This window comes from Streptomyces fildesensis, from assembly GCF_016107395.1.
Taxonomy (GTDB): domain Bacteria; phylum Actinomycetota; class Actinomycetes; order Streptomycetales; family Streptomycetaceae; genus Actinacidiphila; species Actinacidiphila fildesensis.
The window spans coordinates 73,937-100,039 of the sequence record NZ_JAAIKO010000007.1 but is presented as its reverse complement, the minus strand read 5'-3'; the positions used below and the strand labels follow the sequence as shown (position 1 = coordinate 100,039).

The following is a 26,103-nucleotide window of genomic DNA, read 5'->3' as shown; positions in this document are numbered from 1 at the left end:
CATCACAAACGGTCAGGTCCGGGGCCATATCGCTCCCACCGGGCGGGCCGGGGTGGCACGATGGCCGCATGACCACCGGGCCGGCGTCCCGCACCGCACGAGCCGCGATGTTCGCGGCCGTCTGCGTGCTGATGGCAGCGCTCGGGCACTCCTGGGCCTCCGGCGTCGCCGTTCCGTGGTGGTCGCTCTGCGCGGCCTTCTCCGGTACGGCCTCGGCCGCCTGGTGGCTGGCCGGGCGGGAACGCGGCGTTCTGGTCGTCACCGGATCCACCGTCCTGGCCCAACTCGGCCTGCACACCCTGTTCGGCCTGACCCAGCCGCTCGGCCGCGGAACGGCCGGCCTCATGTCCCACGACATGCCGGGCATGCACGGCGGCTCCGCCGCGATGTCCGCGGTCATGCGCATCGGCGACATGGACATGAGCATGAACATGGGCATGGGCATGTCGGGTTCCGAGAGCCGCCCGACCGCCGCCTCCGACCTCATGGGCATGGCGCCCGGCGGCCACGACTCCACCACGATGTTCCTCGCCCACCTGCTCGCCGCCATGGTCTGCGGACTGTGGCTGTGGCGCGGTGAGGCGGGCGCCTTCCGTCTCGGACGGGCCCTGTCGGCCCTGATGACCGCCCCGTTGCGACGCGTCTGGCGCGTGCTGTGCCGCTTCTTCCGCACAGCCCAGGACGACGGCCGGCCGTGCCCGCGCCGTACCGCCGACGACGCTCCCGCGCACGCGCTGCGCGGCGTACTGCTGCACCACGTCCTGTCCCGCAGGGGCCCACCAGCAGCCGCCCAGTACTGCTGACACCGCTCGTCCCCGCGCGCCCGGCCGACAAAAGCCGCGCGCCCGGGTGACGGGCGGAGTACCCGCCTGCCCGTACGCCGCCGCGCCCACGGCGGGCGCCGTCGCGCAGGCCGGTCCCTGACCATACGGATCTCTCCCACCGCCCGCCGACCGCGGCCGGGGGACACGGACCGGGCCCGTCCGGACGGACACCGCCGGTCCTGAGATGCCGTTCGCCGACGGCCGCTTCACGCCGTGGTGCGGCCGTGCAGCACGAGAAGGACCTTTTGTGATGACTCATGCCCTGGTGAGGGGCGCCCCGAGGGCGTCGGCTCGCAAGGACGACGAACAGGTCACCGAGTGGGCGCTGGCCGCGCGCGGCGGTGATCCAGCGGCGGTCGAGCGTTTCGTACAGGCCACGTACAGCGACGTCTGGCGGTTCACCGCCCATCTCAGCGGCGATGTGCACAGCGCCGACGACCTGACACAGGACACGTTCCTGCGGGCGCTGGGCGGCCTGCCGCGGTTCGCCGGCCGCTCGGGCGCGCGGACCTGGCTGCTGTCGATCGCCCGCCGGGCCGTCATCGACCGCTACCGGCACGCCGCCGCCCGGCCCCGTATCTCCGACGCCGTCGACTGGCGCAGCGCCGCCGAGGGAACCCAGCCCGTCGGGGTGCCGGGCTTCGAGGAGGGCGTGGCGATGCTCGAACTCCTCAACACGCTGCAGGCGCCACGCCGTGAGGCGTTCGTCCTCACCCAGCTGCTCGGTCTGTCCTACGCCGAGGCCGCCTCCACGACCGGCTGCCCGATCGGCACCGTACGGTCCCGCGTCGCCCGCGCCCGCGACGACCTGGTCGTCCTGCTGAAGGCGGCGGAGACGGCGCCACACCCGGGAGCCGTGCACCGGCAGCACGGCACGGAGCACCAGGCCACGGCGCACCCCGCCGCGGAGCACCCCAGCCGTAGGCGCGAGACCGCCGAATACCCCGTCCGTTCACGCCACATCACCCAGCAGCACGTCTGGAGCCACGCATGACCCCCGAGATAGAGAAGGCCTTCGCCGCGCTGCGGGAGCAGTACGGAGCGGGGGCCATCGTGCGCGTCGAGCAGATGCTGGAGCCGGGGCGGCAGGATCGGCACCCGCTGCAGAAGGGCGCGAAGTGGATCATGCCCGGGATCTCGCAGCGCCCATGGCACGACCCGTACGAACACCTGGAGCTGGCCCCCGTGGTGCACGCTCTCGAAGCCGCGCACACCGCCGTCAGGGACGAGTTGGCGCAGGCCTGGTCCGAGCGCCGGGCCGCGTTCTCCGACTACGAGCACTACCTGACGCGCCAGGAGGACTGGCAGGCGCTGTATCTGTACCGCGGGGGAGAACTGGTGCGGGAGTCGGCGGACGTCGTGCCGACGGCGTTCGGCGTGCTCGAGGAGTACGCGGTCGACACCGGGAAGATCTGCCCGCTCCTGGAGAGCCACTTCTCCACACTGCTGCCCGGCGCGTCGATCGCCCCGCACTACGACCTGTGGAACTTCAGCATCAACCTGCACCTCGCCGTGGACATCCCGGAGGGCTGCGGCATCACCGTCGCCGGTGAGACCAGGAGCTGGGAGGAGGGCAAGTGCCTGCTGTTCGACTACTCCTTCGAGCACGAGGCGTGGAACCGCGGCACCCGGCCGCGCACCGCCCTCCTGATCGACCTCTGGCACCCCGACACCACGATCCCGGAGCGGGCCGCGCTCGTCGCCCTCATCACCGAGATCCGGAAGCTGATGGGGGAGGGGTGACCGAGGGCTGACGGGCCGTCGTCCGTCCGGGGTCAGGCTCCCGGACGGACGACCACGGCATCGACCCGTACTTCCCCGCTGTCCCGGAAGCGCAGGACGAACGGCACCCGCTCGCCCAGCGGCAGCCGCGGCGGGCGCGGGATCATGACGTCGAGCCCGGCCGGATCCATGGTCACGGCGCTGTGCGCGCGCACGGCGACCGGGCCTGCGGGCGCCATCCGCCCGGCTCCGTCGCGGACGACCGTGCGGGTGAGCATCGCCGGCCCCAGGACCGGGGAGTCCACCGACAGCAGGATGTCGTCGGTGCCGCCGGAGTTGCGCAGGGTGAAGAAGGCCGCGGTCGCCTCGGTGTTGGTGGGCCGGAAGACCCGGGCGTCGGTGACGGTGATGCGGGCCGGGGGTTCACCGGCCGCGCCCGTCGTCGTATAGGCGGTGAGCAGCGCCAGCACGGCCACGCAGGTGGCCACCGGGACCAGGGCGGCGCGCATCGCACCCGGCACCTCAAGGACGATGCCGTCCGAGGCGGAAGCGGGCCGGTCGTGGTCGTCGTGGGTCGGCGTACTCATCGCGCACCCGCCAGGGACCGTTCGCCGCCCTGCCGCCGCCCCGGCGTATGCCCGGACCGTCCGCCGCCTCCCGGCCCGGATCCCGGGGTGGGTCCGGTGCCGGACGAAGGAGCGAGCAGCCGCAGGCTGTTGCCGACGACGAGCACCGAGCTGGCCGACATCGCCAGCGCCGCGAACATCGGGTCGAGCCAGCCGGTCGCCGCGAGCGGCACGGTGAGGATGTTGTACCCGAACGCCCAGCCGAGGTTGGCACGGATCGTGCGCAGGGTGCGGCGGGTGAGCCGGACCGCTTCCACGACCGCCTCCATGTCCTCGCGGACGAGCGTGATGTCGGCCGCGCCGATCGCCACGTCGGTTCCCGCTCCCATCGCCATCCCGAGATCGGCGACGGCCAGTGCCGCGGCATCGTTGACGCCGTCACCGACCATCGCCACCCGCCGCCCGGCGGCCTGCAGTTCGGTGATGATCTCCGCCTTGCCCTGTGGGAGGACACCCGCGTGCACGTGAGTGATGCCGGCCTGCTCGGCGACCGCCTCGGCCGCGGCGGGACCGTCGCCGGTCAGCAGGACGGATTCGATGCCCAGCTCCCGCAGATGGCGTACGGCGCGATAGCTGGAAGGACGTACGGTGTCGCCGACGGCCAGCACGGCGACCGCCCGGCCGTCCAGCTCCACGACGACGGCGGTGTGCGCGGCGCGCTCCGCCCGGTCCAGCGCCTGCCGCAGGACATCGGGGAGAGCCGATCGGCCGCGGGGGCCGGTCACCCGGATCTCATGGCTCTCGACCCGGCCGGACACACCGACGCCGGGCAGCGCCCGGAAGTCCTCGGCCGGGGGGAGCGCGTTTCCTTCTCCCGCGCGGCGGCGCGCGGCGGCGGCCACCGCCCGCCCGATGGGGTGCTCAGAGCCGTGCTCCACCGCGCCCGCCAGCCGCAGCACCTCGGCCGCGGCCGGCCCGTCGGGGACGGTCGTGGCCTCAACGAGTGTCATCCGGCCGGTGGTGAGCGTGCCGGTCTTGTCGAACACGACGGTGTCCACCCGGCGCAGCCGCTCCAGTGCTTCGGGCTCGCGGATCAGGATGCCCAGTTGGGCGCCGCGTCCGGTGGCGGCGAGAAAGGCGGTCGGAGTGGCGAGACCGAGCGCGCACGGGCAGGCGACGACCAGTACGGCTACGGCCGCGGTCACGGCAGCTTCCGCGCCGGCACCCGCTCCCAGCCAGAAGCTGAGCACGGTGGCGGCGACCGTCACGATGGCGGGGACGAAGACACCCGCGATGGAGTCCGCGAGCCGCTGGATACGGGCCTTGCCCGCCTGGGCGTCGGTCACCAGGCGGGTGATGCGGTCGAGTTGGGTGTCGGCGCCGACGGCGGTCGCCCGTACCACCAGCAGCCCGCCGGAGTTGACCGCCGCGCCCACGACCGTGGTCCCGGGCCCGACCTCCACCGGAGTGCTCTCACCCGTGACCAGGGAGAGGTCGAGCGCGGAACTGCCCTCGACCACGACACCGTCGGTGGCGACCCTCTCACCGGGCCGGACAAGGAACTCCTGGCCCACCCGCAGCTCCGCGATCGATATCCGCGGGCCGCCGTGTCCGTTCCGGTCCCGCAACTCGACGTCCTTGGCGCCGAGTTCGGCCAGCGCGCGGAGCGCCGAGCCGGTGCCGCGCCGCGCGTGTGCCTCCAGCCAGCGTCCGGTCAGTACGAACAGCGGGACGCCGACCGCCGCCTCCAGATACACATGGGCGACCCCGTCGCCCGCTGTCGGCAGCCAGTTGAACGGCATCCGCATGTTCTGTTCGCCGGCGCCGCCGAGGAACAGCGCGTACACGGACCAGAGGAAGGACGCGGCCGCCCCCACGGACACCAGCGTGTCCATGGTGGCCGCCGAGTGCCGCAGCCCCCGCAGAGCCAGCCGGTGGAAGGGCCAGGCCCCCCATACGGCGACGGGTGCGGCGAGGGTGAAGCACAGCCACTGCCAGTGGTTGAACTGCCAGGCCGGGACCATGGACAGCAGCATGACGGGGAGCGCGAGCGCCGCGGTGCCGAGCAGCCGGTCACGGTCGGCGTCACGGGCCGGGGCGCCATCGGTCCCGGCGCCGTCGGCCGTTGCGGTGGTTCCGGAGCCGGCCGGTGCGGGCGGCCGCGGGAGTTCGGCGGTGTACCCGGCCTGTTCCACGGCCGAAATCAGCTGCTCGGCGGACATCTCCGGCGGGTGGGTGACCCGGGCCCGTCCGGTGGCCAGATTCACGCTGGCGGTCACGTCCGGGAGCCTCGCGAGCTTCTTCTCCACCCGGCCGACGCAGGCCGCGCACGTCATACCACCGACGACCAGGTCCGTGGTGACCGGACCGGTGGCCGTCATCTTCCGGCCCCCGGGAGCTCGGGCCCCTGCGATCCCATGCCGCCCATGCCCGGAATCCCACCGCCGTCGGAGTCCGGTTCGGACGGTGCTCCCGGCTCCGCACCGGGACCGGATCCCGGCCCGGAATCCGGTCCCGGATCGCCCGGGACACGTGGTGCGTCATTGCCCGTCCGGTGGATTCCGGGGGAGACGGGACCGGCCGCCCGGCCGACCGCGAACGAGCCCGCCATCAACACGGCCAACAACACCAGGAATCCGAGCAGGGCCGGTGGTGGCGCGGCCCGGGATATACGCCAGGAGCTGGCGGAACGCGAGGGAGTGCGGGTTTCTGCCACGGGAGTCAATGCCACTCCCTAATGTTTGCATGCCGTACGGGGCTGGTAGCCCGATCGGCAACTCAGTAAGGTGTGAGGAAAAATATCGAAGGGGCCGGGAACTGAACGGCTCCGTCATCCGACTACTGTAAAAGACCTGTTGAAGGCCGGTGTCGTGAGAACGACGCGGTGTCGCGGGAGTTACGGTCGGAATTCGCCATCTCCTCTGCCGTGCAGGGCCGCAGGAATGGCCAAAAATAGCAGGTTTGGTCAGCTGCTCGGGTTGACATCGTCTCCAAGAGTGCCCAATATTTTGGCCAGATATCGGCGGCACATCCCCTTGCTCCGAAACGGCGGCTCCTCCGGATCATAAGGAAGCCGCATTCGCAACAGGACGTCAGGTCAGTCCAAAACGAATGCACGGCGTTTGCCGCGTTCCGGGACCTCGGTCAGGATCCAGGACGGGCCGCCGCTCCCGGCGTATGACGGGCATACGACCAGGGGCGGATTCCAAGGGGGAACGTCCGAGCATGTCTGCACTGAAGGCACCACCCGCTCCATCGCGCCAACGTCTCGGACTGTCCTTGTTCGTTCTGGCCACCGCCCAACTCGTCATCGCTCTCGACTTCAACGTCGTCTATGTCGCGCTCCCGAGCATCGGCAGCGGTCTCGGCTTCTCGGCCCAGGACCTCCAGTGGGTGGTCAGCGCCTACGTCGTCGCCACCGCCGGCTTCCTGCTGCTGGGCGGCCGGACCACGGACCTGGTCGGCCGCCGCCGGATCTTCGTCGTCGCCGCGCTGCTGTACGCCGGCTCCTCGCTCGTCGGCGGACTGGCCGGATCCGCCACCGTCCTGGTGGCCGTCCGAGCCGTCCAGGGCATCGGCGGGGCACTGCTGTTTCCCGCCACTCTCTCTTTGATCACTACGCTGTTCAGCGAGGGACCGGCCCGCAACCGGGCGCTCGCCGTCTGGGGCGCCGCGGGTGCGGGCGGACTCTGCTTCGGCTCACTGCTCGGCGGGGTGCTCGTCGACGCGTTCGGCTGGCCGTCGGTCTTCTACGTCAACGTGCCGCTGGCCGGGGCGATCGCCGTGGCGGGGTGGATGCTGTTCCCCGCTGACGAAGTGCGGGGGCAGCGGCGGGAGTTCGACGTGGCCGGCGCGCTCGCGGCGACCGGCGGCATCACGCTGCTGGTCTTCGTCCTGGTGCACGCGCCCGAAGCCGGCTGGACCAGCGCCTCCGTCCTCGGCTGCTCGGTGGCTTCCGTCGCCCTGCTCGCGGCCTTCGCGGTCATCGAGACCCGCACCCGCGATCCGCTCACCCCGGCCCGGCTGTTCGCCCACCGGAGCCTGGTCGCCGCCATGGGACTGACCGCGGTGTTCAGCGCCACCTTCAGCTCACTGCCGTACTTCCTGACGCTGTACTTCCAGACGGTCCGTGGCTACAGCGCCCTCGAGACCGGGCTCGCCTTCCTCGTGCCGGCGCTCGTGGTCGCGGCCGGCACCAAGGCGGGCGAGCTGGCGGTCGGCGCGATCGGGATGACGAAGACCCTGCTGGGATCACTGCTGCTGGGCGCCGCCGGTGCCGCGCTGCTGGCGCTGGGGCTGACCACCGACGGCTCGTACGCGCGGGTGCTGCCGGGGATCGTGCTGCTGAGTGTTGGGCAGGGCGCCGGATGGACCGCGATGTGGATCGCGGCGGCCGCCGGGGTCGCGCCCGGGGACCAGGGCGTCGCGTCCGGTCTCGCGTCCACGACCCTCCAGGTCGGTGGTGCGGTCGGCCTCGCGGTGCTGGTGGCCGTCGCCGACACCGGCCGGCACGGTGGACTCACCGGCGAGGCGCTGCGGCTCGCCCTGCTGGGCGACATCCGCACGGCCGTGTACGTGATCGCGGCCGGCATCTGTCTGGGCACGGTGGTGCTGCTGGCTTTCCGCAGAGCGCCGGGCCCCTTAACTCCGGCCCCTCCGGCGCCCTGACCCGGGTCACGCGTGGCGTTGCGGACTGCCGCCCGCCGTCCCTGCCGCTTCCGATTTCCTCCCGGCCTCCGTGGCCGCGCAAGTGCACGCATACCGAGGAGAACCGTCGTGCTCAGCCCGAACACTCCGACCCTGCCGAACACCGTCACCGATCCGACCCACCCGGCCCACCGGCCCGACAGGTCACGGCCCGTCGCCGTCGTCTGCGGACTCGCCGGGTGGCTACCGCCCCGGGCCGTCACCAATGAAGAACTGTCGCAGCGTCTGGACACCACCGACGCGTGGATCAGGACCCGTACCGGCATCGGCCGGCGGCACTTCGTGGACCCCGGGCAGGCCACCTCCGACCTGGCGGTCGAGGCGGGCCGCCGGGCGCTGGAGTCGGCCGGCATCGAGTCGGTGGACGCGGTGATCGTCGCCACCACCACCCCGGACCGCTCCTGCCCGGCCACCGCGCCCGTCGTCGCCGACCGGCTCGGTCTGAACGGTGTGGCCGCGTTCGACGTCAGCGCGGTCTGCACCGGATTCGTCTACGGGCTGGCGTCCGCGGCCGGGCTCATCGCGGCCGGTGTCGCGCGCCGGGTGCTGCTGATCGGCGCGGACACGTACTCCGCCATCGTGGACCCCGGCGACCGGGCGAACGCGATCATCTTCGGCGACGGTGCGGGAGCGGTGGTGCTGCGCGCCGGGCACGCCGACGAGCTCGGCGCCGTGACCCACTTCGACCTCGGCAGCGACGGCGCCAACGAGGACCTCATCATGGTCGCGGCCGGCGGCTCCCGGCAGCGCGCCGACGGCGCCACCCGCGCGGACCAGCACTTCGCGATGCGCGGCCGGGAGGTCTACCGGCACGCCGTGACCCGTATGGCCGGCTCGGCGCGCGCGGTGCTGGAGCGCGCCGACTGGAAGGTCGAGGACGTCGACCACTTCGTGCCCCACCAGGCCAATCTGCGGATCCTGCACTCGGTGGCCGACGAGCTCGGCCTCGCCAGGACCGCCTGTGTGTCCAACATCGAGTCCGTCGGCAACACCGGCGCCGCCTCGATACCGCTCGCCCTCGCCGACGCCGCCGCCCGGCAGGCCGTCCGGCCGGGCCAGCGCATCCTGCTCACCGCGTTCGGAGGCGGCCTCACGTGGGGCTCCTGCGTGCTGCGGTGGCCCGACCTCACCGCTTCCGGTACCCGAAGGACAACGGAGGAGACAGCCCACATGAGTACCACCTACGAGCAGTTGGTCGCGATCATCGCGAAGCTGCACGACGCGGACCCGGAGCTGGTCCGCCCCGAGGCGTCGTTCGCCGAACTCGACGTCGACTCGCTGACGATGGTCGAGATCAGCATGCGCCTGGAGCGTGACCTCGGCATCGAGGTGGCGGACAACGAACTCCGCGGCGACCTCACCCTCGACGAGGCCGTACGGCTGATCGACGCCAAACTCGACGGCCCGATCGGCACCCCGGCCACCCACCACACGAAGGGCTGACCCCATGAAGATCACTCCGCAGGCCGGCAAGACGCTCGGCGCGAGCATCGAGGGCTTCGACCACGCCGCCGCCTCCGACGACGACATCGCCACGCTCAAGCAGACGGTCTACACGCGCAAGATCGCGGTGCTGAAGGGCCAGGACCTGTCGCCCAAACAGTTCCTCGAACTCGGCAAGCGGCTGGGCCGTCCGGAGACGTACTACGAGCCCATGTACCAGCACCCCGAAGTCGAGGAGATATTCGTCTCCTCGAACGTCCCCAAGGACGGAAAGCAGATCGGGGTACCGAAGACCGGCAAGTTCTGGCACGCCGACTACATGTTCATGCCGGACCCGTTCGGACTCACCCTCATCTACCCGCAGGTGATTCCGCAGAAGAGCCGCGGAACCTATTTCATCGACATGGGGCGGGCGTACGAGGCGCTGCCCGAGGACCTGAAGCAGGACATCGAAGGAACCTACGCACGGCATTCCGTACGGAAGTACTTCAAGATTCGGCCGCACGACGTGTACCGGCCCATCTCCGAAATCCTGGAGGAGGTCGAGACCAAGACCCCGCCGGTGGTGAAGCCCACCACCTTCACCCACCCGTTCACCGGTGAGACGGTGCTGTACCTCAGCGAGGGATTCACCGTCGGCCTGGAGGACGCGAACGGCGTGCCGATCGACGAGGCGCTGCTGCGCCGGCTGTTCGAGGCCACTGGCCAGCTCGACGACGAGTTCACCCATCCCGGCATCCACCTGCAGAGTTTCGAGCAGGGCGACCTGCTGGTCTGGGACAACCGCAGCCTGATCCACCGGGCCCTGCACACCGCCACTCCGGAGCCGACGGTCTCCTTCCGCGTCACGGTGCACGACGAGCGCAAGCTCTACGACACCGAGTCTCCGGCGGCGTAGCGCGATGACCGTCTTCGCCACCGACACCGAACTCCTGTCGCAGGTACTGCGGCCTTACAAGGCGAATTGCCGTTATCTCCAGTCCGCCGAGGTCGCCGCGGAGAACGGCCGGGTGTCGGCCGTGTGTGAATTCTCCATCGACGAGTCCTGCTACATCGACGACACCGGGCACCTCAACGCGGTCGAAGTGAACATCAGCTACAACCAGATGATGTATTACGTGGTCGCGAAATCCGTCAAGGAGGGGCTGCTGGCGGAATTCAGCTCCTGGACGCTGGAGGACTACTGGCGGCACCAGCTGCCCGACATCCTCATCGCCCGGTTCGGCGGGAGTTTCCGGCGTCCCATCAACGCCCATGCCTTCTCGGGGGAGTTCGCATTCCTCGCGGTGGACCGGCGCTCACCCGGCGGCGGTGCTCCGCTGATCATCGCGGACACCTCCTACCGGTACTGGGACGCGGCGGGCGGCCGCTGTGACGGCGAGGTGAAGCTCGCCTTCGTCAACGCCTTCGACGAAGCCGCCGTCGGCACGTCCTGAAGGCCCCCTGAAACCGCCGCGCGCCGCCGTCCTGTCCAGCGGCGGCGCGCGGCCCCGGAAAGGACAGTGGCTGTGAGCACCGTGGGTCGTCCGCAGGACGACGAGAACCCGTACTACCCGTTCCTGCGGACGCTGTGGGAGACCGCCGCCTTCCACGCCGCCCAGCGGCCGGAGACCCCGGCCGTACGCTGCGAGGACCGCACGCTCACCTACGGCGAACTGCACCGGGAGAGCAACCGCGTCGCCCACGCGATCCGGGCCGCGGGCCTGGCGCCGGGCGCGCGGGTCGCTTACCTCGGCCGGGAGTCCGAGCACTACTACGTGATCCTCTTCGCGTGTGCCAAGAGCGAGACGGTACTGGTGCCGGTCAACTGGCGGCTCACCGCTCCCGAGGTGAGTCATATCCTCCAGGACTCGGCGAGTGAACTTCTCTTCCTGGAGGGTGAGTTCGGCCCGGTCGTCGACCGGATGCCGACCGATCCGCCGGGAACGGTGGTCCTGCTCGGCGGTGCTCCCGACGGTGACCGGCCGGAGTACCGGTCCTGGAAGGACGTGCAGCCCGACACCGATCCGAACCCCGGATCGGGCCCCGACGACGCCATCGCCCAGCTCTACACCAGCGGAACCACCGGACTGCCCAAGGGAGTCGTCCTCGCGCACCGCAGCTTCTTCGCCGTCCGGGACGCGCTGGCCGGCGAGGGTCTGGACTGGATCGACTGGCGAACCGGTGACATGGCCCTGGTCGGTATACCCGGCTTCCACGTCGGCGGCCTGTGGTGGGCCACCCAGAACTTCAACGCCGGGGTCACGGTGGTGGCGATGCGCGCCTTCTCCGCCCCCGACGCCGTCGCCCTCATCCGGGACCTCGGTATCACCACCGCCTGCGTGGTGCCCGCGATGCTGCGCATGATCCTCGCAGAACCCGGAGTGACACCCGGGGACTTCGGCACTCTGCGGAAGATCGTCTACGGCGGTTCGCCGATCTCCGAGGCGCTGCTGGAGGAGAGCCTGGCGATGTTCGGCAGCGACTTCGCCCAGATCTACGGTCTGACCGAGACCGGCAACACGGCGGTGTGCCTGCCGCCCGCCGCCCATGTGCCGGGCGGGGCACGGATGAAGGCCGCCGGACGGCCCTACCCGGGCATCGGCTGCAAGGTGATCGACGACAAGGGCGAACCGCTGCCGCCCGGTGCCGTCGGCGAGGTGTGCCTGGCCACTCCGGCCCGCATGCTGGAGTACTGGGGCCTGCCCGACAAGACCCGCGAGACGCTCGTCGACGGCTGGGTGCACACCGGTGACGCCGGGTACCTGGACGACGAGGGCTATGTCTTCATCAGCGACCGCATCAAGGACGCCATCATCGTGGCGGGTGAGAACGTCTACCCGGCCGAGATCGAGTCGGCGCTGGAAGCACACCCGAGTGTCGCGGAAGCGGTGATCGTCGGGGCGCCGGACGAGCGCTGGGGCGAGAGCGTCCGTGCCTTCGTCGTCCCCGTCCCGGGCCAGGAGCCGCCGAAACCCCGGGATCTGCACCGCTTCCTGGTGGAACGGCTGGCCGCGTTCAAGCTGCCCGCCACCTACGAGTTCATCGACCACGTGCCCCGCAATCCGAGCGGCAAGATCCTGCGCCGGGAGCTGCGTGACCGCTTCTGGGGCGACGCCCGGCGCAAGGTCAACTGACCCGGCGCCCGCGACGCCCCGCGTGACTTCGAGAGAGACCACATGACTGTGCCTGAGCCCCTGACGCCCTCAACGTCCCCGACACCCCTGACGCCGCTCACCCTCGCGGACTTCCGTGCCGACCTGGCCGAGTTCCTCCACCAGCAGCCCGACGAGGTCGACCTGGAGGAGAACCCGCTCTACGCCGGCCTGGACTCGCTGCGCATCGTCACCCTTGCCGAGCGCTGGCGCGCGGCCGGGTCCGAGGTCAGCTTCGTCGAACTGGCGGAACGCACCTCGTTCGCCCAGTGGTGGCAGCTGCTGTCGGACCGGCAGTCCGGAGGCGAACGTGCCGACGCCTGACCACCGCACCGCGCCCGGGGGCCGCCGGGCCCTGCTCACCGCGCAGGAGGGCATCTGGACCGGCCATCAGCTCGACGCGGAGAGCCCCGCGTACAACACCGCCGAATACGTGCAGATCCACGGGCCGGTGGATGTGGCGGCGTTCGACAAGGCCCTGCACCATGTCGTCGGCGAGGTCGAGGCGCTGAACGTACGGTTCGTCGAGGTGGACGGCCGGCCGTGGGAGATCGCGGTGCCCGCCGTGGACTGGCGCCTGCACACCGCGGACCTGACCGCCGAGCCGGACCCGCGGGCCGCCGCCACCGCCTGGATGGAGCGCGATCTGGCCCGCCCGGTGGATCTCGCCCACGACCCCGTCTTCGGACACGCGCTGCTGCAGACCGGACCCGGGGAGTTCCTCTGGTACCACCGCGTCCACCACATCGCGCTCGACGGCTTCGGCCTGTCGCTCGTCGCCCGCCGTGTCGCGGACGTCTACACGGCGCTGGCCCAGGGCACACCTCTGGGGGAGAGCGGCTTCGGCACCCTGGAGTCGGTCTTCGAGGAGGACCGGGCCTATCTGGCGTCGAAGCGGCGGGAGACCGACGGCGCCTATTGGACCCGGCGGTTCGCGGACCGCCCGGCGGTCCCCAGCCTCGCCGACCGTTCCGCACTGCCCGCCCGCACCTTCCGGCGCCGGGTGACCGACCTCGGCGCTGCGGAGACCGAAGCGCTGCGCGCGGTCGCCCGCGAGCTCTCCGTCACCTGGTCCGATGTGGTGCTCGCGGTCACCGCCGGGTACCTCGGCCACGTGTCGGGCGAGCCCGAAGTGGTGCTGAGCCTGCCCGCGATGGGCCGGCTCGGCTCGGTGTCGCTGCGCGTACCGTGCATGGTCCGCAACGTCCTGCCGCTGCGGATCGCGGTCGGCGACGGCGACACGCTGCGCGACCTGGCCACCCGCGTCTCGGCGGAGCTGCGAGCCGGGCTGCCGCACCAGCGCTACCGGTACGAGCACCTGCGCCGGGAACTCAAGCTGGTCGGCGGCAAGCGCCGCTTGTCGGGACCCGGCGTCAACATCATGCCGTTCGAGTACGATCTGCGTTTCGCGGGGCACCGCAGCACCGTCCACAACGTGTCGGCGGGACCGGTCGACGACCTGTCCGTCAACGTCTACGACCGGGCCGAGGGCGCGGGTCTACGGTTCGCCTTCGACGCGCACCCGGAGCTGTACAGCGAGACCGAACTCGCCCGGCACCAGTACGCGGTGCTGGCTCTGCTGAACGACGCGACGGACGCACCGGACCGCCCATTGGGCGAACTGGGGACCCGCCGGACCACCCGGCCCGCCAGGACCGCGGTGACCCTCGACGGGGGGCCGCTGCCCCGCCCCGCGCGTCCCGTCCTCGACCTGATCGCCGAGCACGCCGCCACCCGCGGGGACGCGACCGCCGTCGAGTTCGACGGCGCCACGCTCAGCTACGCCGGACTGCTGGCCGCCGCGCACGGCGTGGCCGGCCGGCTCGCCGATGCGGGCACCGCTCCCGGAGACCTGGTGATCGTCGCGCTGCCGCGTGGGATCGAGGCGGTCACCGCCATTCTCGGAGTCCTCCTCGCGGGCGCCGCCTACTGCCCGGTGGACCCCGGCGCTCCGGCCGCGCGGATCGGGACGCTGCGCGCCGAGTCCGGGGCACGGGCCGTCCTCACCACGGCGCGGTACGCCGACCGGTTCGCAGGCGGCGGCCTGCCGCAACTGCTGCTGGACGGGCCGGATGCTGTGGACAAAACGGGTTCCGCAGCTTCCGTTCCGGACCCCGACCCGCACCGGCTCGCCTACGTCATCCACACCTCCGGCTCCACCGGCCGGCCCAAGGGCGTGGAGATCAGCCATGCCGCGCTGGCCCATTTCGTGGCAGGGGCGACCGACCGGTACGGGATCGGCGCGGACGACCGCGTCCTGCAGTTCGCGCCGCTGCACTTCGACGCGAGCGTGGAGGAGATCTTCCTGACGCTCTGCGCCGGAGCCGCGCTCGTGGTGCGCACCGACGCGATGACCGAGTCCGTTCCGGTGCTGACGCGGTCGTGCGAGCGGCTGGGGATCACCGTTCTCGACCTGCCGACGGCGTACTGGCACGAGCTGGCGTACGCGGTCTCGACCGGGGCCGCGGAACTTCCGTCAGGGTTGCGGACCGTCATCATCGGTGGCGAGGCGGCGCTACCCGAGCGGGTGGACCGCTGGCGGGATGCCGTCGGGTCCTCGGTGCGGCTGTTCAACACCTACGGGCCGACGGAGGCGACTGTCGTGGCCACCGTGGCGGAGCTGCACGCGCCGGAACTGGCGCGCGGGGACGTCCCGATCGGACGCCCGCTGGCCGGCACGAGGGCCGTTGTCGTCACCTCGCCCGCGAACGACGGCAGCGTGGATTCCGACACCGGCGAGCTGTACCTCGTCGGCGGGTCCCTCGCCCGGGGCTACCGGGGCGGTGCGGGCGCCGACGACTCCCGGTTCCAGCCGCTGCCGGAGCTGCCGGACCGGCCGCGTGCGTACCGGACCGGCGACCTCGTACGGCTCGGAGCGGACGGACAGCTCCGGTTCGTGGGGCGGGCCGACGGCGAGTTCAAGATCAGTGGACACCGCGTGCAGCCCGCCGAGGTCGAGACCGTCCTGCTCACACATCAGCGGATACGGGAGGCGGCCGTCGTCGGGCAGGTGCTGCCCGACGGTACGCGGCGGCTCGTCGCGCATGTGGTCGCCGACCCGCCGGCACCGGCCGCCGCCGAGGTGCGTGAGCATCTGCGGGCGACCCTGCCCGCCGCGATGATCCCGTCCGCCGTCGTCTTCACCGACCGGCTGCCCCGCACGGGCGCGGGCAAGATCGACCGCAACGCGCTCGCGGCGCCAGTTGTGGCGGAGCCCGCCCTGCCGGCCCCCGACGGGGTCGGCGACGTGACCGTCAACCGTACGGAGCAGGTCATCATCGCTGCCTGGGCGCGGATCCTGGGCACCGCGGACATCTCCCCGCAGGACGACTTCTTCGACCTCGGCGCCCAGTCCCTGCAGGCGATCCAGGTCGCCAACCGGCTCGGTGTGGAGCTGGAGACCGATGTACGCGTCGCCTGGCTCTTCACGTACCCCACGGCCGCCGAACTCGCCCGTCATCTGGACGATCAGCGCGGCCCGACCGGAACCGAAACCGTGTCGAGCGGATCGCTACCGGACGCCGTCCTCGCCGACTCCGTCCTCGACGACGACATCACCGTCCGTCCCGTCGACGAGCCCACCCCAGAGTCCGCCGCAGGGCCCGCCGCCGTGGCCGTAGCGCCGCCGCGCCGGGTGCTGCTCACCGGGGCGACCGGCTTCGTGGGGGCCCAGCTGCTCACCGAACTGCTGACGGCCACCGAGGCGGACGTCGTCTGCCTGGTGCGGGCCGAGGACCGGGCGGCGGCCGAGGACCGGATCCGCCGGGCCCTCGAGGAGCAGGAACTGACCCTGCCGCCCGGATCCGAGCGCCGCGTCATCGCCGAGCCGGGCGATCTCGCCCGGCCGCTGCTCGGGCTCACCGAGGCACGTTTCGCGGAGCTGGCGGCCGGCTGCGACGCGATCTACCACAACGCGGCGACCGTCAGCATCATGCGCGAGTACGCCAGCCTGCGTGGACCCAATGTGGAGTCCACCCGGCAGCTGTTGCGGATGGCCGCGGCCCGTTCGACACCGTTCCATCTCGTCTCCACCCTGTCCGTCGCACCGCCCGCCGGAGCGAGCCCCGAGGTCGCGGAGACGTTCCTGCCCCCGCACCCGGGCCTCGTCCACGGCTATCAGCAGTCCAAGTGGGCCTCGGAGCGGCTGGTGGAACAGGCCGCGGAACGCGGGCTGCCCGTCACGGTGCACCGGCTCGGCCGGGTCGTCGGCGCGGCCGGCTCCGGCTACGTCAACGAGCGCGACTTCCTGTGGAGCGTGCTGCGCGCCGGCATCCCGGCCGGCATCGTGCCCGACCTGTTCGAGGCCGAGGTGTGGACGCCGGTCGACTACGTGGCCCGGGCCGTCGTCCGGCTGTCCTCCGCGGTGAAGGCGGCCGCTCCGGCCGAGCGGCCGGTGTACAACTACGCCCCGGTGCCGACCGTCCGGCTGGCCGACATCTACTCCTGGACACGGGAGTTCGGCTATCCGGTGGAGCGCATGCCCCTGGCGAGGTGGCGGGCGGAACTGCCCCGCGCCGCCGACGTGGCGACCACGACCCTGGCGTTCTTCGACTCCTGGAACGGTGACGACGACACGGTGGCCGAGAGCGCGGAACCCGAGTTGGGGCTGGGCCGGGTCGTCGCCGACAACCTGCTGAGCGGGCTCGACGGCAGCGGGATCTCCTGCCCGCCCGTCGACCGGGCGCTGGTCTTCCGCTACCTGGAGCGCTGCGTCGCCACGGGCGCGCTGCCGCCGCCCGTTCAGTGGCGGAACCGTATCCCGCGCCAGACCCGCCGCTGATCCGGAAGATCTGATGCACGGCATCCGGGAACCCGGGCGGACTCCGCTCCGACTACTGAAGCGGAGTCCGCACCACCCTGAGGAGCCCGCATGTCATGGAAACGGCCAACCGCCGCATTCGCGGTCGGAGCACTCTGTCTGGCCACCGCCGCCTGTGGCACCTCGTCAGGGACGGCGGCGAGCGCGGGGAAAGCGGAACCACCGGGGCCCGGCTATCCGGTGACCGTCACCGACTGCGGGCAGACCACCACGTACACCAAGGCGCCGAGCCGGGTCGTCGTCATGAACGGCGCGTCCGTCGCCGAGGTGTCCTCGATGCTCGCCCTCGGGCTCGGTGACCGCATCGTCGCCAACGCCCAGTCCTACGGCATGTCGGAGGTGCCTGGGCGTGTCCAGGCGATCGCGAAGCTGCCCACCGGGGGAGTGAAGCTCAACGACATCCAGGACATCCCGCGCGAGGCGATGCTCAACCTCCGCCCGGACTTCGTGCTGTCCACCACCGGGTTCGGCTTCGACCCCAAGAACGGCTACGCCACCCGCAAGGACCTCGCGTCGATCGGCGCGCACACCTACATGCCGGTCAAGGGCTGCGACGACGCCAGCTCCGTCAAGGGCCCGCCGTCCATCGACGACAGCTACTCGATGCTGCGCGACCTCGGCACGATCTTCGGCGTCAGCGCCCGCGCCGAGAAGCTGATCGCGGACTCCCGCGCGCGCATCGCCGCCATCAGCGCGAAGGTCACCACCAAGCTCAAGGCGTCGGCCGGCACCGCGCAGCCGTCGAAGGTGATGGTGATCTTCTCCAACATGTCGATGGGCGCGAACGAGTTCAGCTCGATCGCGGGCGTCGGCATCTGGAACGACATCCTCGCCAAGGCCGCGGGATCCAACGCGTTCGCCTCCGTCACCAGCAACTCCTTCGCCGACCTCAGCAAGGAGAAGGTCGCCGCCGCGCAGGTGGACGCGCTCGTCGTCGTCAGCTATCACGACCCGGATCCGGACGCCTACGCGCGCAAGCTCTTCGCGCAGTTCCCGCAGTGGAACGCCGCCCGGGACAAGAGATTCACCGTCCTGTCCGACTCCATCTATCTCGGACCGAGCAACGACATCGCCGTCGAGCGCATCGCCCGGATGCTGCACCCCGACGCCCTCTGACGCGCCGCAGATGACCCCACGCGCGCTCAGCCCCCGATCCCCGCTGTCCGTCCTGGTGCTCCTGCCCGTCCTCCTCGCGCTGCTGGTCCTGGTGATGATGGTGGCCGTGGGCATCGGAGCCGTGAACGTGCCGCTCGGGGACATCTGGCACATCGTCCTCGCCCACCTGGGCGGCGGCAGCTACGCCGGCGATCCCGTCCAGGACCAGATCGTCTGGAACTTCCGCATCCCCCGGGTGGTCCTCGCCGCGCTCGCGGGCGGCGGCCTCGCCGTCGCCGGAGTCGTGCTGCAGGCGGTCGTCGCCAACCCACTGGCCGACCCCTATGTCCTGGGGGTCTCCTCCGGGGCGTCGCTCGGCGCGGTGCTGGTCATGACACTGACCACCGGCGCCCTCGGCGGCCTCGGCGTCTCCTCGGCGGCGTTCGCCGGGGCCGTGGCGGCCGTCGCGCTCGTCTTCCTCCTCGGACAGCGCGGCGGCCGGCTGGCGCCCACCCGGCTGGTCCTGTCCGGTGTCGCCATCGGCTATCTGTTCCTCGCGGCCACCAGTTATCTGCAGCTGCGGGCCACCCCCAACGAGCTGCGCTCGGTGATGTTCTGGATGCTCGGCAGCGTCGCCGGGGCGCAGTGGGGCCAACTGCCGCTGGTGAGCGGCGCGGTGCTCGGAACGACCGTGGTCCTCGCGCTGTACGGGCGGCAGCTGAACGCGCTGCTGGCCGGGGACGAGTCCGCGACGGCGCTCGGGGTGGAGGTGCACCGGCTGCGGGCCGCGCTGCTGGTGCTGTCCTCCCTGCTGACCGGCACCATCATCGCGGTCGCGGGCGGCATCGGCTTCGTCGGCCTGATGATCCCGCACCTGGTGCGGCTCGCCGTCGGCGCCGATCACCGCAGGCTGCTCCCGCTCGCCGCGGTGACCGGTGCGATCTACCTCGTCGTCGTCGATCTCCTGTCCCGCACCCTGGACCGGCCCAACGAACTGCCGCTCGGCATCCTCACCGCCCTCTTCGGCGCACCGTTCTTCCTATGGCTGCTGCGGCGGAACAAGAGCTTGGATTCCGTATGAGACTCAGCGTCGACCAGCTCGACATCACCCTGGACCGCCGGCCCATCCTCCGGGACGTGTGCCTGGAGGTGGGCCCGGGCGAGATCGTCGGACTCGTCGGGCCCAACGGCAGCGGCAAGTCCACGCTGCTGCGCGCCGTCTACCGCTCGCTGCGGCCGGAGGGCGGGGCGGTACGGGTCGACGGGGACGACATCTGGACGATCCCCGCCCGCGCCGCCGCCCGCCGCACCGCCGCGGTCCTCCAGGACGTCGGCCATGCGACGGGGCTGTGCGTCCGGGAGATCGTGGCGCTGGGCCGCACACCGCACCACGGACTGCTCGGCCGGGACGGCCCCGAGGACCACGAGGCGGTCGACCGGGCGCTGGACGAGTGCGGCGCCCGACCGCTGGCCGACCGTGACTTCGCCTCGCTCTCCGGCGGCGAACGGCAACGGGTGCTGCTGGCCCGCGCGCTGGCCCAGCGCCCGCACCTGCTCGTCCTCGACGAGCTCACCAACCATCTCGACATCCGCGCGCGCTTCGAACTGCTCTTCCTGATCCGCGCCATCGGCACCACCACGCTGGCCGTCCTGCACGACCTGGATCTCGCCGTCCGGCTCTGCGACCACCTCGTCGTCCTCCAGCAGGGCGCCGTGGTCGCGGCCGGCCCGGTGCTGGACGTGCTCACCCCGGCGGTGCTCCGCGACGTCTTCGGCGTCGCGGCGAGCGCGGACCGGCACGCCGACGGGGTCGTGCGGATCGTCTACGCCGCCGACCCGCTCGCACTGCAACTCGTCGAACGGGCCGCCGCCGGGTGATCCGCTCTCCCACGAGAATCTCCGGGGGAGCGGGCGTTGTTGCGGCGGGGAAACCTTCCGGAAACCCCGCGCGCGGCGGGCGTTCCTACGCTCGGTGCAGGTGCGGTACGCCCGGTCGGCACGCACATCGGCACGGTGAACAGGGAGGCGGGCCCATGAGCGGAACCTTCAGGGCGAGTCACCGTGAGGACCGGCTCCGCCCGGTGTCCCTCCCGGACGTCGAACTGCGCCACCATGTCGTGCACGGCTACCGCAGGGCTTACCGGATCGCCGGGGAGGGCCCGGCCATCCTGCTCATCCACGGCATCGGCGACTCCTCCGCCACCTGGGCGGACCTCATCCCCGGGCTGGCTCGCCACAACACCGTCATCGCCCCGGATCTGCTCGGCCACGGCGCCTCGGACAAGCCCCGCGCCGACTACTCGGTGGCCGCGTACGCGAACGGCATGCGCGATCTGCTGGGTGTCCTCGGCATCGAACGGGCCACCCTGATCGGCCACTCCCTCGGCGGCGGTGTGGCGATGCAGTTCGCGTACCAGTTCCCCGAGCGCACGGAACGGCTGGTGCTGGTCAGCACCGGTGGAGTGGGCAGGGAGGTCAACCCCGTGCTGCGCGCGGTCTCGCTGCCGGGGGCGGACCTGATGCTCTCGCTGCTCAAACTGCCCACCATGGGCCTGCAGACCCGCGCCTTCGTCCAGTTGATGAAGTTCCTGGACACCGATCTGGGCCAGGACGCGCCCGATCTGCTCAACCTGGTCGACGCCCTTCCCGACGCGACCTCCCGCAGTGCCTTCATCAGGACCCTGCGGGCGGTGGTCGACTGGCGGGGCCAGGTGGTCACCATGCTCGACCGCTGTTATCTGGTGCGGGGCATGCCCACCATGCTGCTGTGGGGATCGCGGGACAGCGTGCTGCCGGTACGGCACGCCCATGACGCGCACAGCGCGATGCCGGGCAGCCGGCTGGAGGTATTCGAAGGGGCGGGCCACTTCCCCTTCCACACCGATCCCATCCGCTTCCTGGCGCTCGTCGAGAACTTCATCGCGACCACAGAACCGGGCAGTCTGAGCAGTGAGCAGTGGCGGGACCTGCTGCGTGCCGGCCGCCGGGGGGAAGCGACGACCGGTCCGGCGGGGAACGCGGCCGACCGCCTCACCGGGCGGGAGATCAGGGAAGCGAGCGAACGCAGCGCGACCTGAACCGGGTTGCCCGTTCCTGACCCTTTCGGCCACGGCCCAGGGTCCGGGTGCTGGCGGGCGCGGCCCGTTTCGTACCCGGCGGCTGACGCGCGGCGGCCGGCCGTCAGCGCCGCTCATGCGCGTCAATCGCGCAGTTCCGCGTCGATGGCGGACGCCATGAGCTCGCGTGCGTGTGCCAGCGGGAGCGAGCCGCTCAGCCAGCGGACACTGAGGCCTTCCAGGAGTGCGGTCAGCCGCTCGGCGGACGCGGCGTAGCCGGTCGCGGTGCCGGAGGGGGCGGGCGCGGCCGAGCAGCTCGGCGATCTCCTGCACCCACTCCAGCGTGGCCCTGGCCAGGTCCTCGCGCAGCTCGGGGTCGAAGACGGCGCTGGCCCGCAACTCACCCCAGGCGGTGCTGTTCTCCCGTACGGCGGTGGTGTCCTGGAATTCCAGCAGTAGGGTCTGCCGCAACTCCGCGCGCGGATCGAGGGGTTGGGCGTCGGCCGCCCGGTCGGTGGTGTACCGCTCGGCGCGCTCGCTGATGAACTCCAGCGTCCGGCGGAGGACTCCGGCGCGGTCGGTGAAGTGGTAGTAGATCAGCGAGGTCGACCCCCCCGCTTCGGCCGCGAGTTCTTCCACGCGCAGGCCGCGCATGCCACGCCGCGCGATGACGCGCGATGACGCGCGTGGCGGCTTCCAGGATTGCTGTTCGACGGTCAGCCACAGGCCGACCCAACCGGTCCAGGCCCGTGACCTGCCCTCTTTCCTGACCGAAACTTCAGCGACCTCCGGTCGGCCCGTACGGACCGCCCGTGCCGCGGGCCTCGGTATTCTCGCTTGCCGGAGCGGTCCGGGTGGCGCTCGGGAGCCTGCCTCGAACGGCCTTGGGATGGGCGACCCGAAGACCATGACTGACGTGATGACTGAAGTTTCGATCAGGATCGGGACACGCCAGAGACCCCGCCGCTCCACGGGAATGATCAGGGGTCGGGCGGGCAGCAGTCAGGGGGAGAGTGCGGGTGGGGCAGGAGGCGCCCCGGCCCCACCATGGAACTGCGCGGCCCGTACCGGAATCTCGGCAGCCGTCCCCCGTCCGCCGTAGCCACCGGCCGGGCCGCGCGCAGACCAGCACCGCCAGACTGGTTCCCGGGCGTGCCCCCGCCGGGCAGCGTTTGTGAGGGCGCTGCCCCGGCTCCGTCGGCCCCGCACTCACCCCCCCAGGTGCGGGGCCGACGCATGTCCCGAGCGGGCCCGGTCGGAGGCCCGTCGGGTCACACCGCTATCGGTGCCTGCTGCGGTCGGCGTCGGGCAGGTTGCACCACAGGTCGATCGTCGCGGACAGCTCCCGGGCCTGGGTGTCCGTACGGCGCTCGGCCTGTTCCGACGCCTCGGCGGCGGCATCGAGCGAGCCGAAACCCCGTACGAGGGCGATCAGGTCCTCGACCAGGCCCGGATCCTCGTCCTGGGCACGGGCGTGCGCGTGCAGGGCTTGCAGGATGGCGAGTTCGTCGTCTTCGGCGTCCATGTGCACAGTCTGCCGTGTGGGTCTGACAGTCCGTAGGTTCTGCGGGCGCGCCGGACACCGTGCCTACCGGTGTCCCGCTCCGAGCGGCCGGCGGACCAGCGGTGATGCGAGCGGACTACCGCCTGGCGGCAGCCCTCGGTGTGCGTCGGGGCCGCGCCTGGGCCGGCGGCGCCGGGGGAGCGGCCTCTTCCTCGTCCTCGTCCAGGTCGTCGGGCTCGTCACCCAGGTCGGCCTGCTGGAAGGGGTCGGTCGACGGGATGGGCGAGGTGTGGGCCGCGACCGGCATGGAGGGATCAGGATTGGAGAACAGCGTGGTCATGGCACCTTCGTCGGGTTTCGCAAAACGGGGCCACCCGGAACGGACCAGACGGTGGCGATCGCGGCCTGAAATGGCGGCCGTCTCCTACCAGCATCCCACGTGGAGCGTTCCGCGTGGGTATCCGCAGCGGCACGGGCCCGTCACCCGGTGTGTGCCATGGCTCACCGATTCGAATGAAACCGCAGGCCAAGCGGGGGACGCAGACCGCTTCCCGGTGATCGACGGACCGAATGCGGATAGGACCCGTGTCCAGGAGGTCTGATCCATGGGTGCCGTCTTCCCGTGCCGCCGCGCTCAGCGCCGCAGCGGGCGCGACGCTGCCCTGGACGCCCTGCTGGCCCTCCTCGCGCTGGTCCTGCTGGTGGGCGGGGCGCTGTCACCGGAGCTGATGGCCGACCGGGGAGCGCAGTCCAGGACGGCGGTCTCCGAGCCGCTGTCCACCGCGGGCGACGAGCACCCGGACGAGGCCGCCACCGCCGTACGGGCGGCCCGGGCCCAGCGGGCCGCCGAGTCGTCGCGTGCGGTGCGCGACGCGACCCGCGGCGGTGTCCGTCCGGCCCTGGCCGCGCCGTCGCACCGCGACCCCGTGCCGGGCGACGGACGGCCGGGAGCCGGCCTCCTGGGGCTGAGCTGTGTGGTTCTGCGCTGCTGACCGGTCCAGGGGCCTTCCCGGCCCCGTTCCGTTCCGCAGGCACACCCCCACTTCTCGTCCCGGAGGACCCCCATGCCCATCGACCCTTTCGTGGCCCTGAACGCCATGCTGCGCGCCGAGGTCACCCGCGCGGAAGTCACCCGCGCCGAGGTCACCCGCGCCGCCGCGCCGGAGTCCGAGCCCCGGCAGCCCGCCGCCCCTGACACACACGACGCCCCCCAGCGCCCTGCCGCCACCCCCACCCAGAGCGACGGCGCCTGACCGGAGCCGTCCGACCGGCGACGTCCGACCGGCGGTGCCGGGCAGGCTTCGAGGCATGCCCGGCACCGCCGGGGGTGGATCACCAGCCGATGCCGAGCGTCAGGGCGGTCGGCGGGTTCGCGTTGTTGAGGATCTGGACCGACGACTGGTCGTTGATGTCGTCGTACGGGAACCCGTAGGCCCGCTTGTTGATGCCGACGGTGTGGAAGAAGGCGGCGTAGTCGTTCTTGACGGCGCCGGTGTAGTAGGCGGACGGGGTGTACCAGGTGGTGGCGTCCAGTGCGACGCCACGGTTCAGCGCCGCGCAGAACTCCGCGCCGAGCTGCTTCTCGGTGTCACTGCCCGCGGCCGGCGCCCCGGCGCACGCCACCACGTCGGGCGAGGTGGGCTTGTTGAGCGTGAACGGGCCGACGCCGCGCCGGCGCTTGCCGACCACCCCGTCGGAGCACCCCGGGCAGGCGATGCGGACCGGCCGCGCTGACGGCCGTCAAGAATTCCCTCCTCGCCTCCGCGAGCCATTTCCGCTTCAACACTTGACGCCGACCCGATGTCCGGGCACTCTCCTGGCCATTGCTTGAGAGCGCTCTCAAGACATCACGTCCGTCCTGAAGCCATGGGAGGCTTCCATGCCCGTTGCCCGAGCCGCCAGACACGTCGCCATTCGATTCGGGGCGGTCGCACTGGCCGGGGCACTGCTCGCCGCCTGTGGATCCAGCTCCTCGGGGAGCAGTTCCGCGGACAGTGCCGACGGGGGCAAGGTCACGCTCACCGTCGATCTCTTCGGCACCTTCGGTTACAAGGAGGCCGGCCTCTACGCGGAGTACCAGAAGCTCCACCCGAATGTGACGATCAAGGAGAGCGACACCGAGAACGAGGCCGACTACTGGAAGGCGCTGCAGACCCGTCTCGCCGGCGGTGGCGGCCTCGCCGACGTGCAGGGGGTCGAGGTCGGCAGGATCGCCTCGGTGACCCAGCAGCAGGCCGACAAGTTCGAGGACCTGAGCGCTCTCGGCGCCAAGGACCTGCAGGCTCAGTTCTCGCAGTCCAAGTGGTCGGCCGCGACCGCGCCCGACGGGCGGGTGCTGGGCCTCGGTACCGACACCGGACCCGAGGCGATCTGCTACCGCTCCGACCTGTTCAAGGCGGCCGGGCTGCCCACCGACCGGGCCGAGCTCGCCAAGCAGTGGGCGACCTGGGACGGCTATCTCGCGCTGGGCAAGCAGTACGCCGCCAAGGCACCGGCCAAGAGCCACTGGATGGACAGCATCGCCAGCCTCTACTCGGTGATGGTCGGACAGCAGAAGGAGCGCTACTACGACGCGTCCGGCAAGCTGATCTACGACTCCAACCCCGCCGTGAAGACGGCCTGGAACGCCTCGGTCAAGGCCGCGCAGGACGGTCTGAGCGCCAAGCTCGCCCAGTGGGCCCCCGAGTGGAACCAGGCCTTCAGCAGCGGCTCCTTCGCCACCATCGCCTGCCCCGCCTGGATGCTGGGCTACATCAAGGGCCAGGCCGCCGACGCGGGCAAGGGCAAGTGGGACGTCGCGGCCCTGCCGGGCGGCGCGGGCAACTGGGGCGGCTCGTACCTGTCGATCCCCAAGGGTGCCAAGCACACCAAGGAGGCCTTCGACTTCATCAAGTGGATCACCGCCAAGGAGCAGCAGGCGAAGCTCTTCACCAAGCAGGGCAGCTTCCCCTCCAACCTCGGTGCGATCGACCTGGTGAAGGACGTGAAGGACCCCTACTTCAGCAACGCGCCCATCGGCACGGTCTTCGGCGCGGCCGCCGAGCAGGCGCCGGTGCAGGTGCCGGGGCTGCGCGACAACGATGTGAACACCCAGATCACCAACGCCCTGGGTGAGGTCGAGCGCAAGGGCACCTCGTCCGACGAGGCCTGGAGCCACGCGCAGAAGGGCGTGAAGAACGCCCTCGGCTGACCCGGACGGCCTGACGTGCCGGGTCCGGACGCATCCACCTCCC

22 protein-coding genes and 1 pseudogene are annotated in these 26,103 nt (G+C 71.5%); 17 read left to right on the top strand and 6 right to left on the bottom strand.

Features of this window, described 5'->3' with window-relative positions:
• Positions 1 to 68 precede the first annotated feature (68 nt).
• The 3 genes from C6N31_RS13765 (at position 69) to C6N31_RS13755 (ending at position 2,567) form a co-directional block, all read left to right on the top strand.
• Entirely contained in the window at positions 69 to 803 is a 735-nt protein-coding gene (locus C6N31_RS13765) for a hypothetical protein (RefSeq protein ID WP_198357613.1), read from the top strand.
• A gap of 271 nt (positions 804 to 1,074) precedes the next feature.
• A complete protein-coding gene (locus C6N31_RS13760; RefSeq protein WP_198357612.1) occupies positions 1,075 to 1,818 on the top strand; it encodes a sigma-70 family RNA polymerase sigma factor in 744 nt (247 codons plus the stop codon).
• Positions 1,815 to 2,567, top strand: a complete 753-nt coding sequence (locus tag C6N31_RS13755; protein WP_138352560.1) for an aspartyl/asparaginyl beta-hydroxylase domain-containing protein — start codon at positions 1,815 to 1,817, stop codon at positions 2,565 to 2,567. Before C6N31_RS13760 ends, C6N31_RS13755 begins: the two co-directional genes overlap by 4 nt.
• A 32-nt stretch (positions 2,568 to 2,599) precedes the next feature.
• Here C6N31_RS13755 and C6N31_RS13750 read toward each other — a convergent pair whose 3' ends face one another.
• Positions 2,600 to 3,133: a copper chaperone PCu(A)C gene (locus tag C6N31_RS13750; RefSeq protein WP_232485164.1), complete on the bottom strand. Its 534-nt coding sequence runs from the start codon at positions 3,131 to 3,133 to the stop codon at positions 2,600 to 2,602.
• On the bottom strand, positions 3,130 to 5,493 hold the full coding sequence (locus tag C6N31_RS13745) for a heavy metal translocating P-type ATPase (protein ID WP_198357611.1): 2,364 nt from the start codon (positions 5,491 to 5,493) through the stop codon (positions 3,130 to 3,132). The genes C6N31_RS13750 and C6N31_RS13745 overlap by 4 nt, the downstream gene beginning before the upstream one ends.
• A gap of 844 nt (positions 5,494 to 6,337) precedes the next feature.
• Between C6N31_RS13745 and C6N31_RS13740 the strand changes: the two genes are divergently transcribed.
• From C6N31_RS13740 to C6N31_RS13690, 11 genes are all read left to right on the top strand, one after another.
• Positions 6,338 to 7,780, top strand: coding sequence for an MFS transporter (locus C6N31_RS13740; protein WP_138352562.1), 1,443 nt, complete (start codon positions 6,338 to 6,340; stop codon positions 7,778 to 7,780).
• 132 nt (positions 7,781 to 7,912) lie between these two features.
• Positions 7,913 to 9,262 carry a beta-ketoacyl-ACP synthase 3 gene (locus tag C6N31_RS13735; protein WP_381585920.1) on the top strand — a complete coding sequence of 450 codons (1,350 nt, stop codon included), beginning with the start codon at positions 7,913 to 7,915 and terminating at the stop codon, positions 9,260 to 9,262.
• Positions 9,263 to 9,266: 4 nt separating this feature from the next.
• Positions 9,267 to 10,160 carry a (3R)-3-[(carboxymethyl)amino]fatty acid oxygenase/decarboxylase gene (gene scoE / locus C6N31_RS13730; protein WP_138352564.1) on the top strand — a complete coding sequence of 298 codons (894 nt, stop codon included), beginning with the start codon at positions 9,267 to 9,269 and terminating at the stop codon, positions 10,158 to 10,160.
• 4 nt (positions 10,161 to 10,164) lie between these two features.
• On the top strand, positions 10,165 to 10,698 hold the full coding sequence (scoD, locus tag C6N31_RS13725) for a (2E)-enoyl-ACP glycyltransferase (RefSeq protein ID WP_138352565.1): 534 nt from the start codon (positions 10,165 to 10,167) through the stop codon (positions 10,696 to 10,698).
• Between the two features lie 72 nt (positions 10,699 to 10,770).
• Entirely contained in the window at positions 10,771 to 12,378 is a 1,608-nt protein-coding gene (locus C6N31_RS13720; RefSeq protein WP_244809592.1) for a long-chain-fatty-acid--CoA ligase, read from the top strand.
• A 42-nt stretch (positions 12,379 to 12,420) separates the two neighbouring features.
• Complete coding sequence (locus tag C6N31_RS13715; protein ID WP_138352566.1) at positions 12,421 to 12,720, top strand: phosphopantetheine attachment domain protein; 300 nt, start codon at positions 12,421 to 12,423, stop codon at positions 12,718 to 12,720.
• The gene (locus C6N31_RS13710) at positions 12,707 to 17,176 is read left to right on the top strand and encodes a non-ribosomal peptide synthetase (protein ID WP_198357610.1); all 4,470 of its coding nucleotides are present in this window, start codon (positions 12,707 to 12,709) and stop codon (positions 17,174 to 17,176) included. The genes C6N31_RS13715 and C6N31_RS13710 overlap by 14 nt, the downstream gene beginning before the upstream one ends.
• Before the next feature lie 90 nt (positions 17,177 to 17,266).
• A complete protein-coding gene (locus C6N31_RS13705; protein ID WP_138352568.1) occupies positions 17,267 to 18,331 on the top strand; it encodes an ABC transporter substrate-binding protein in 1,065 nt (354 codons plus the stop codon).
• A 10-nt stretch (positions 18,332 to 18,341) separates the two neighbouring features.
• Complete coding sequence (locus tag C6N31_RS13700) at positions 18,342 to 19,391, top strand: FecCD family ABC transporter permease (protein ID WP_138352569.1); 1,050 nt, start codon at positions 18,342 to 18,344, stop codon at positions 19,389 to 19,391.
• Entirely contained in the window at positions 19,388 to 20,188 is an 801-nt protein-coding gene (locus tag C6N31_RS13695) for an ABC transporter ATP-binding protein (RefSeq protein ID WP_138352570.1), read from the top strand. Before C6N31_RS13700 ends, C6N31_RS13695 begins: the two co-directional genes overlap by 4 nt.
• 155 nt (positions 20,189 to 20,343) lie before the next feature.
• The gene (locus C6N31_RS13690) at positions 20,344 to 21,387 is read left to right on the top strand and encodes an alpha/beta fold hydrolase (RefSeq protein WP_138352571.1); all 1,044 of its coding nucleotides are present in this window, start codon (positions 20,344 to 20,346) and stop codon (positions 21,385 to 21,387) included.
• A gap of 122 nt (positions 21,388 to 21,509) precedes the next feature.
• Here the strand turns inward: C6N31_RS13690 and C6N31_RS13685 are convergent.
• The 3 genes and pseudogenes from C6N31_RS13685 to C6N31_RS13675 all read right to left on the bottom strand — a co-directional run bounded on the left by C6N31_RS13685 (position 21,510) and on the right by C6N31_RS13675 (position 23,210).
• A pseudogene (locus C6N31_RS13685) lies at positions 21,510 to 22,020 on the bottom strand (TetR family transcriptional regulator C-terminal domain-containing protein).
• 625 nt (positions 22,021 to 22,645) lie between these two features.
• Entirely contained in the window at positions 22,646 to 22,891 is a 246-nt protein-coding gene (locus tag C6N31_RS13680) for a hypothetical protein (RefSeq protein WP_138352572.1), read from the bottom strand.
• Positions 22,892 to 23,006: 115 nt separating this feature from the next.
• Entirely contained in the window at positions 23,007 to 23,210 is a 204-nt protein-coding gene (locus tag C6N31_RS13675; protein ID WP_138352573.1) for a hypothetical protein, read from the bottom strand.
• 265 nt (positions 23,211 to 23,475) lie between these two features.
• On the opposite strand from C6N31_RS13675, the gene C6N31_RS13670 reads away from it, so the two are divergent.
• Both C6N31_RS13670 and C6N31_RS13665 read left to right on the top strand, forming a co-directional pair.
• A complete protein-coding gene (locus tag C6N31_RS13670) occupies positions 23,476 to 23,862 on the top strand; it encodes a hypothetical protein (protein WP_138352574.1) in 387 nt (128 codons plus the stop codon).
• A 72-nt stretch (positions 23,863 to 23,934) separates the two neighbouring features.
• A complete protein-coding gene (locus tag C6N31_RS13665; RefSeq protein WP_198357609.1) occupies positions 23,935 to 24,123 on the top strand; it encodes a hypothetical protein in 189 nt (62 codons plus the stop codon).
• Positions 24,124 to 24,202: 79 nt separating this feature from the next.
• Here C6N31_RS13665 and C6N31_RS13660 read toward each other — a convergent pair whose 3' ends face one another.
• Positions 24,203 to 24,559 carry a beta-1,3-glucanase family protein gene (locus tag C6N31_RS13660; protein ID WP_198357608.1) on the bottom strand — a complete coding sequence of 119 codons (357 nt, stop codon included), beginning with the start codon at positions 24,557 to 24,559 and terminating at the stop codon, positions 24,203 to 24,205.
• A gap of 190 nt (positions 24,560 to 24,749) precedes the next feature.
• On the opposite strand from C6N31_RS13660, the gene C6N31_RS13655 reads away from it, so the two are divergent.
• Positions 24,750 to 26,060 (top strand): ABC transporter substrate-binding protein, encoded by a 1,311-nt coding sequence (locus C6N31_RS13655; protein ID WP_198357607.1) that lies wholly within the window; start codon positions 24,750 to 24,752, stop codon positions 26,058 to 26,060.
• Positions 26,061 to 26,103 lie beyond the last annotated feature (43 nt).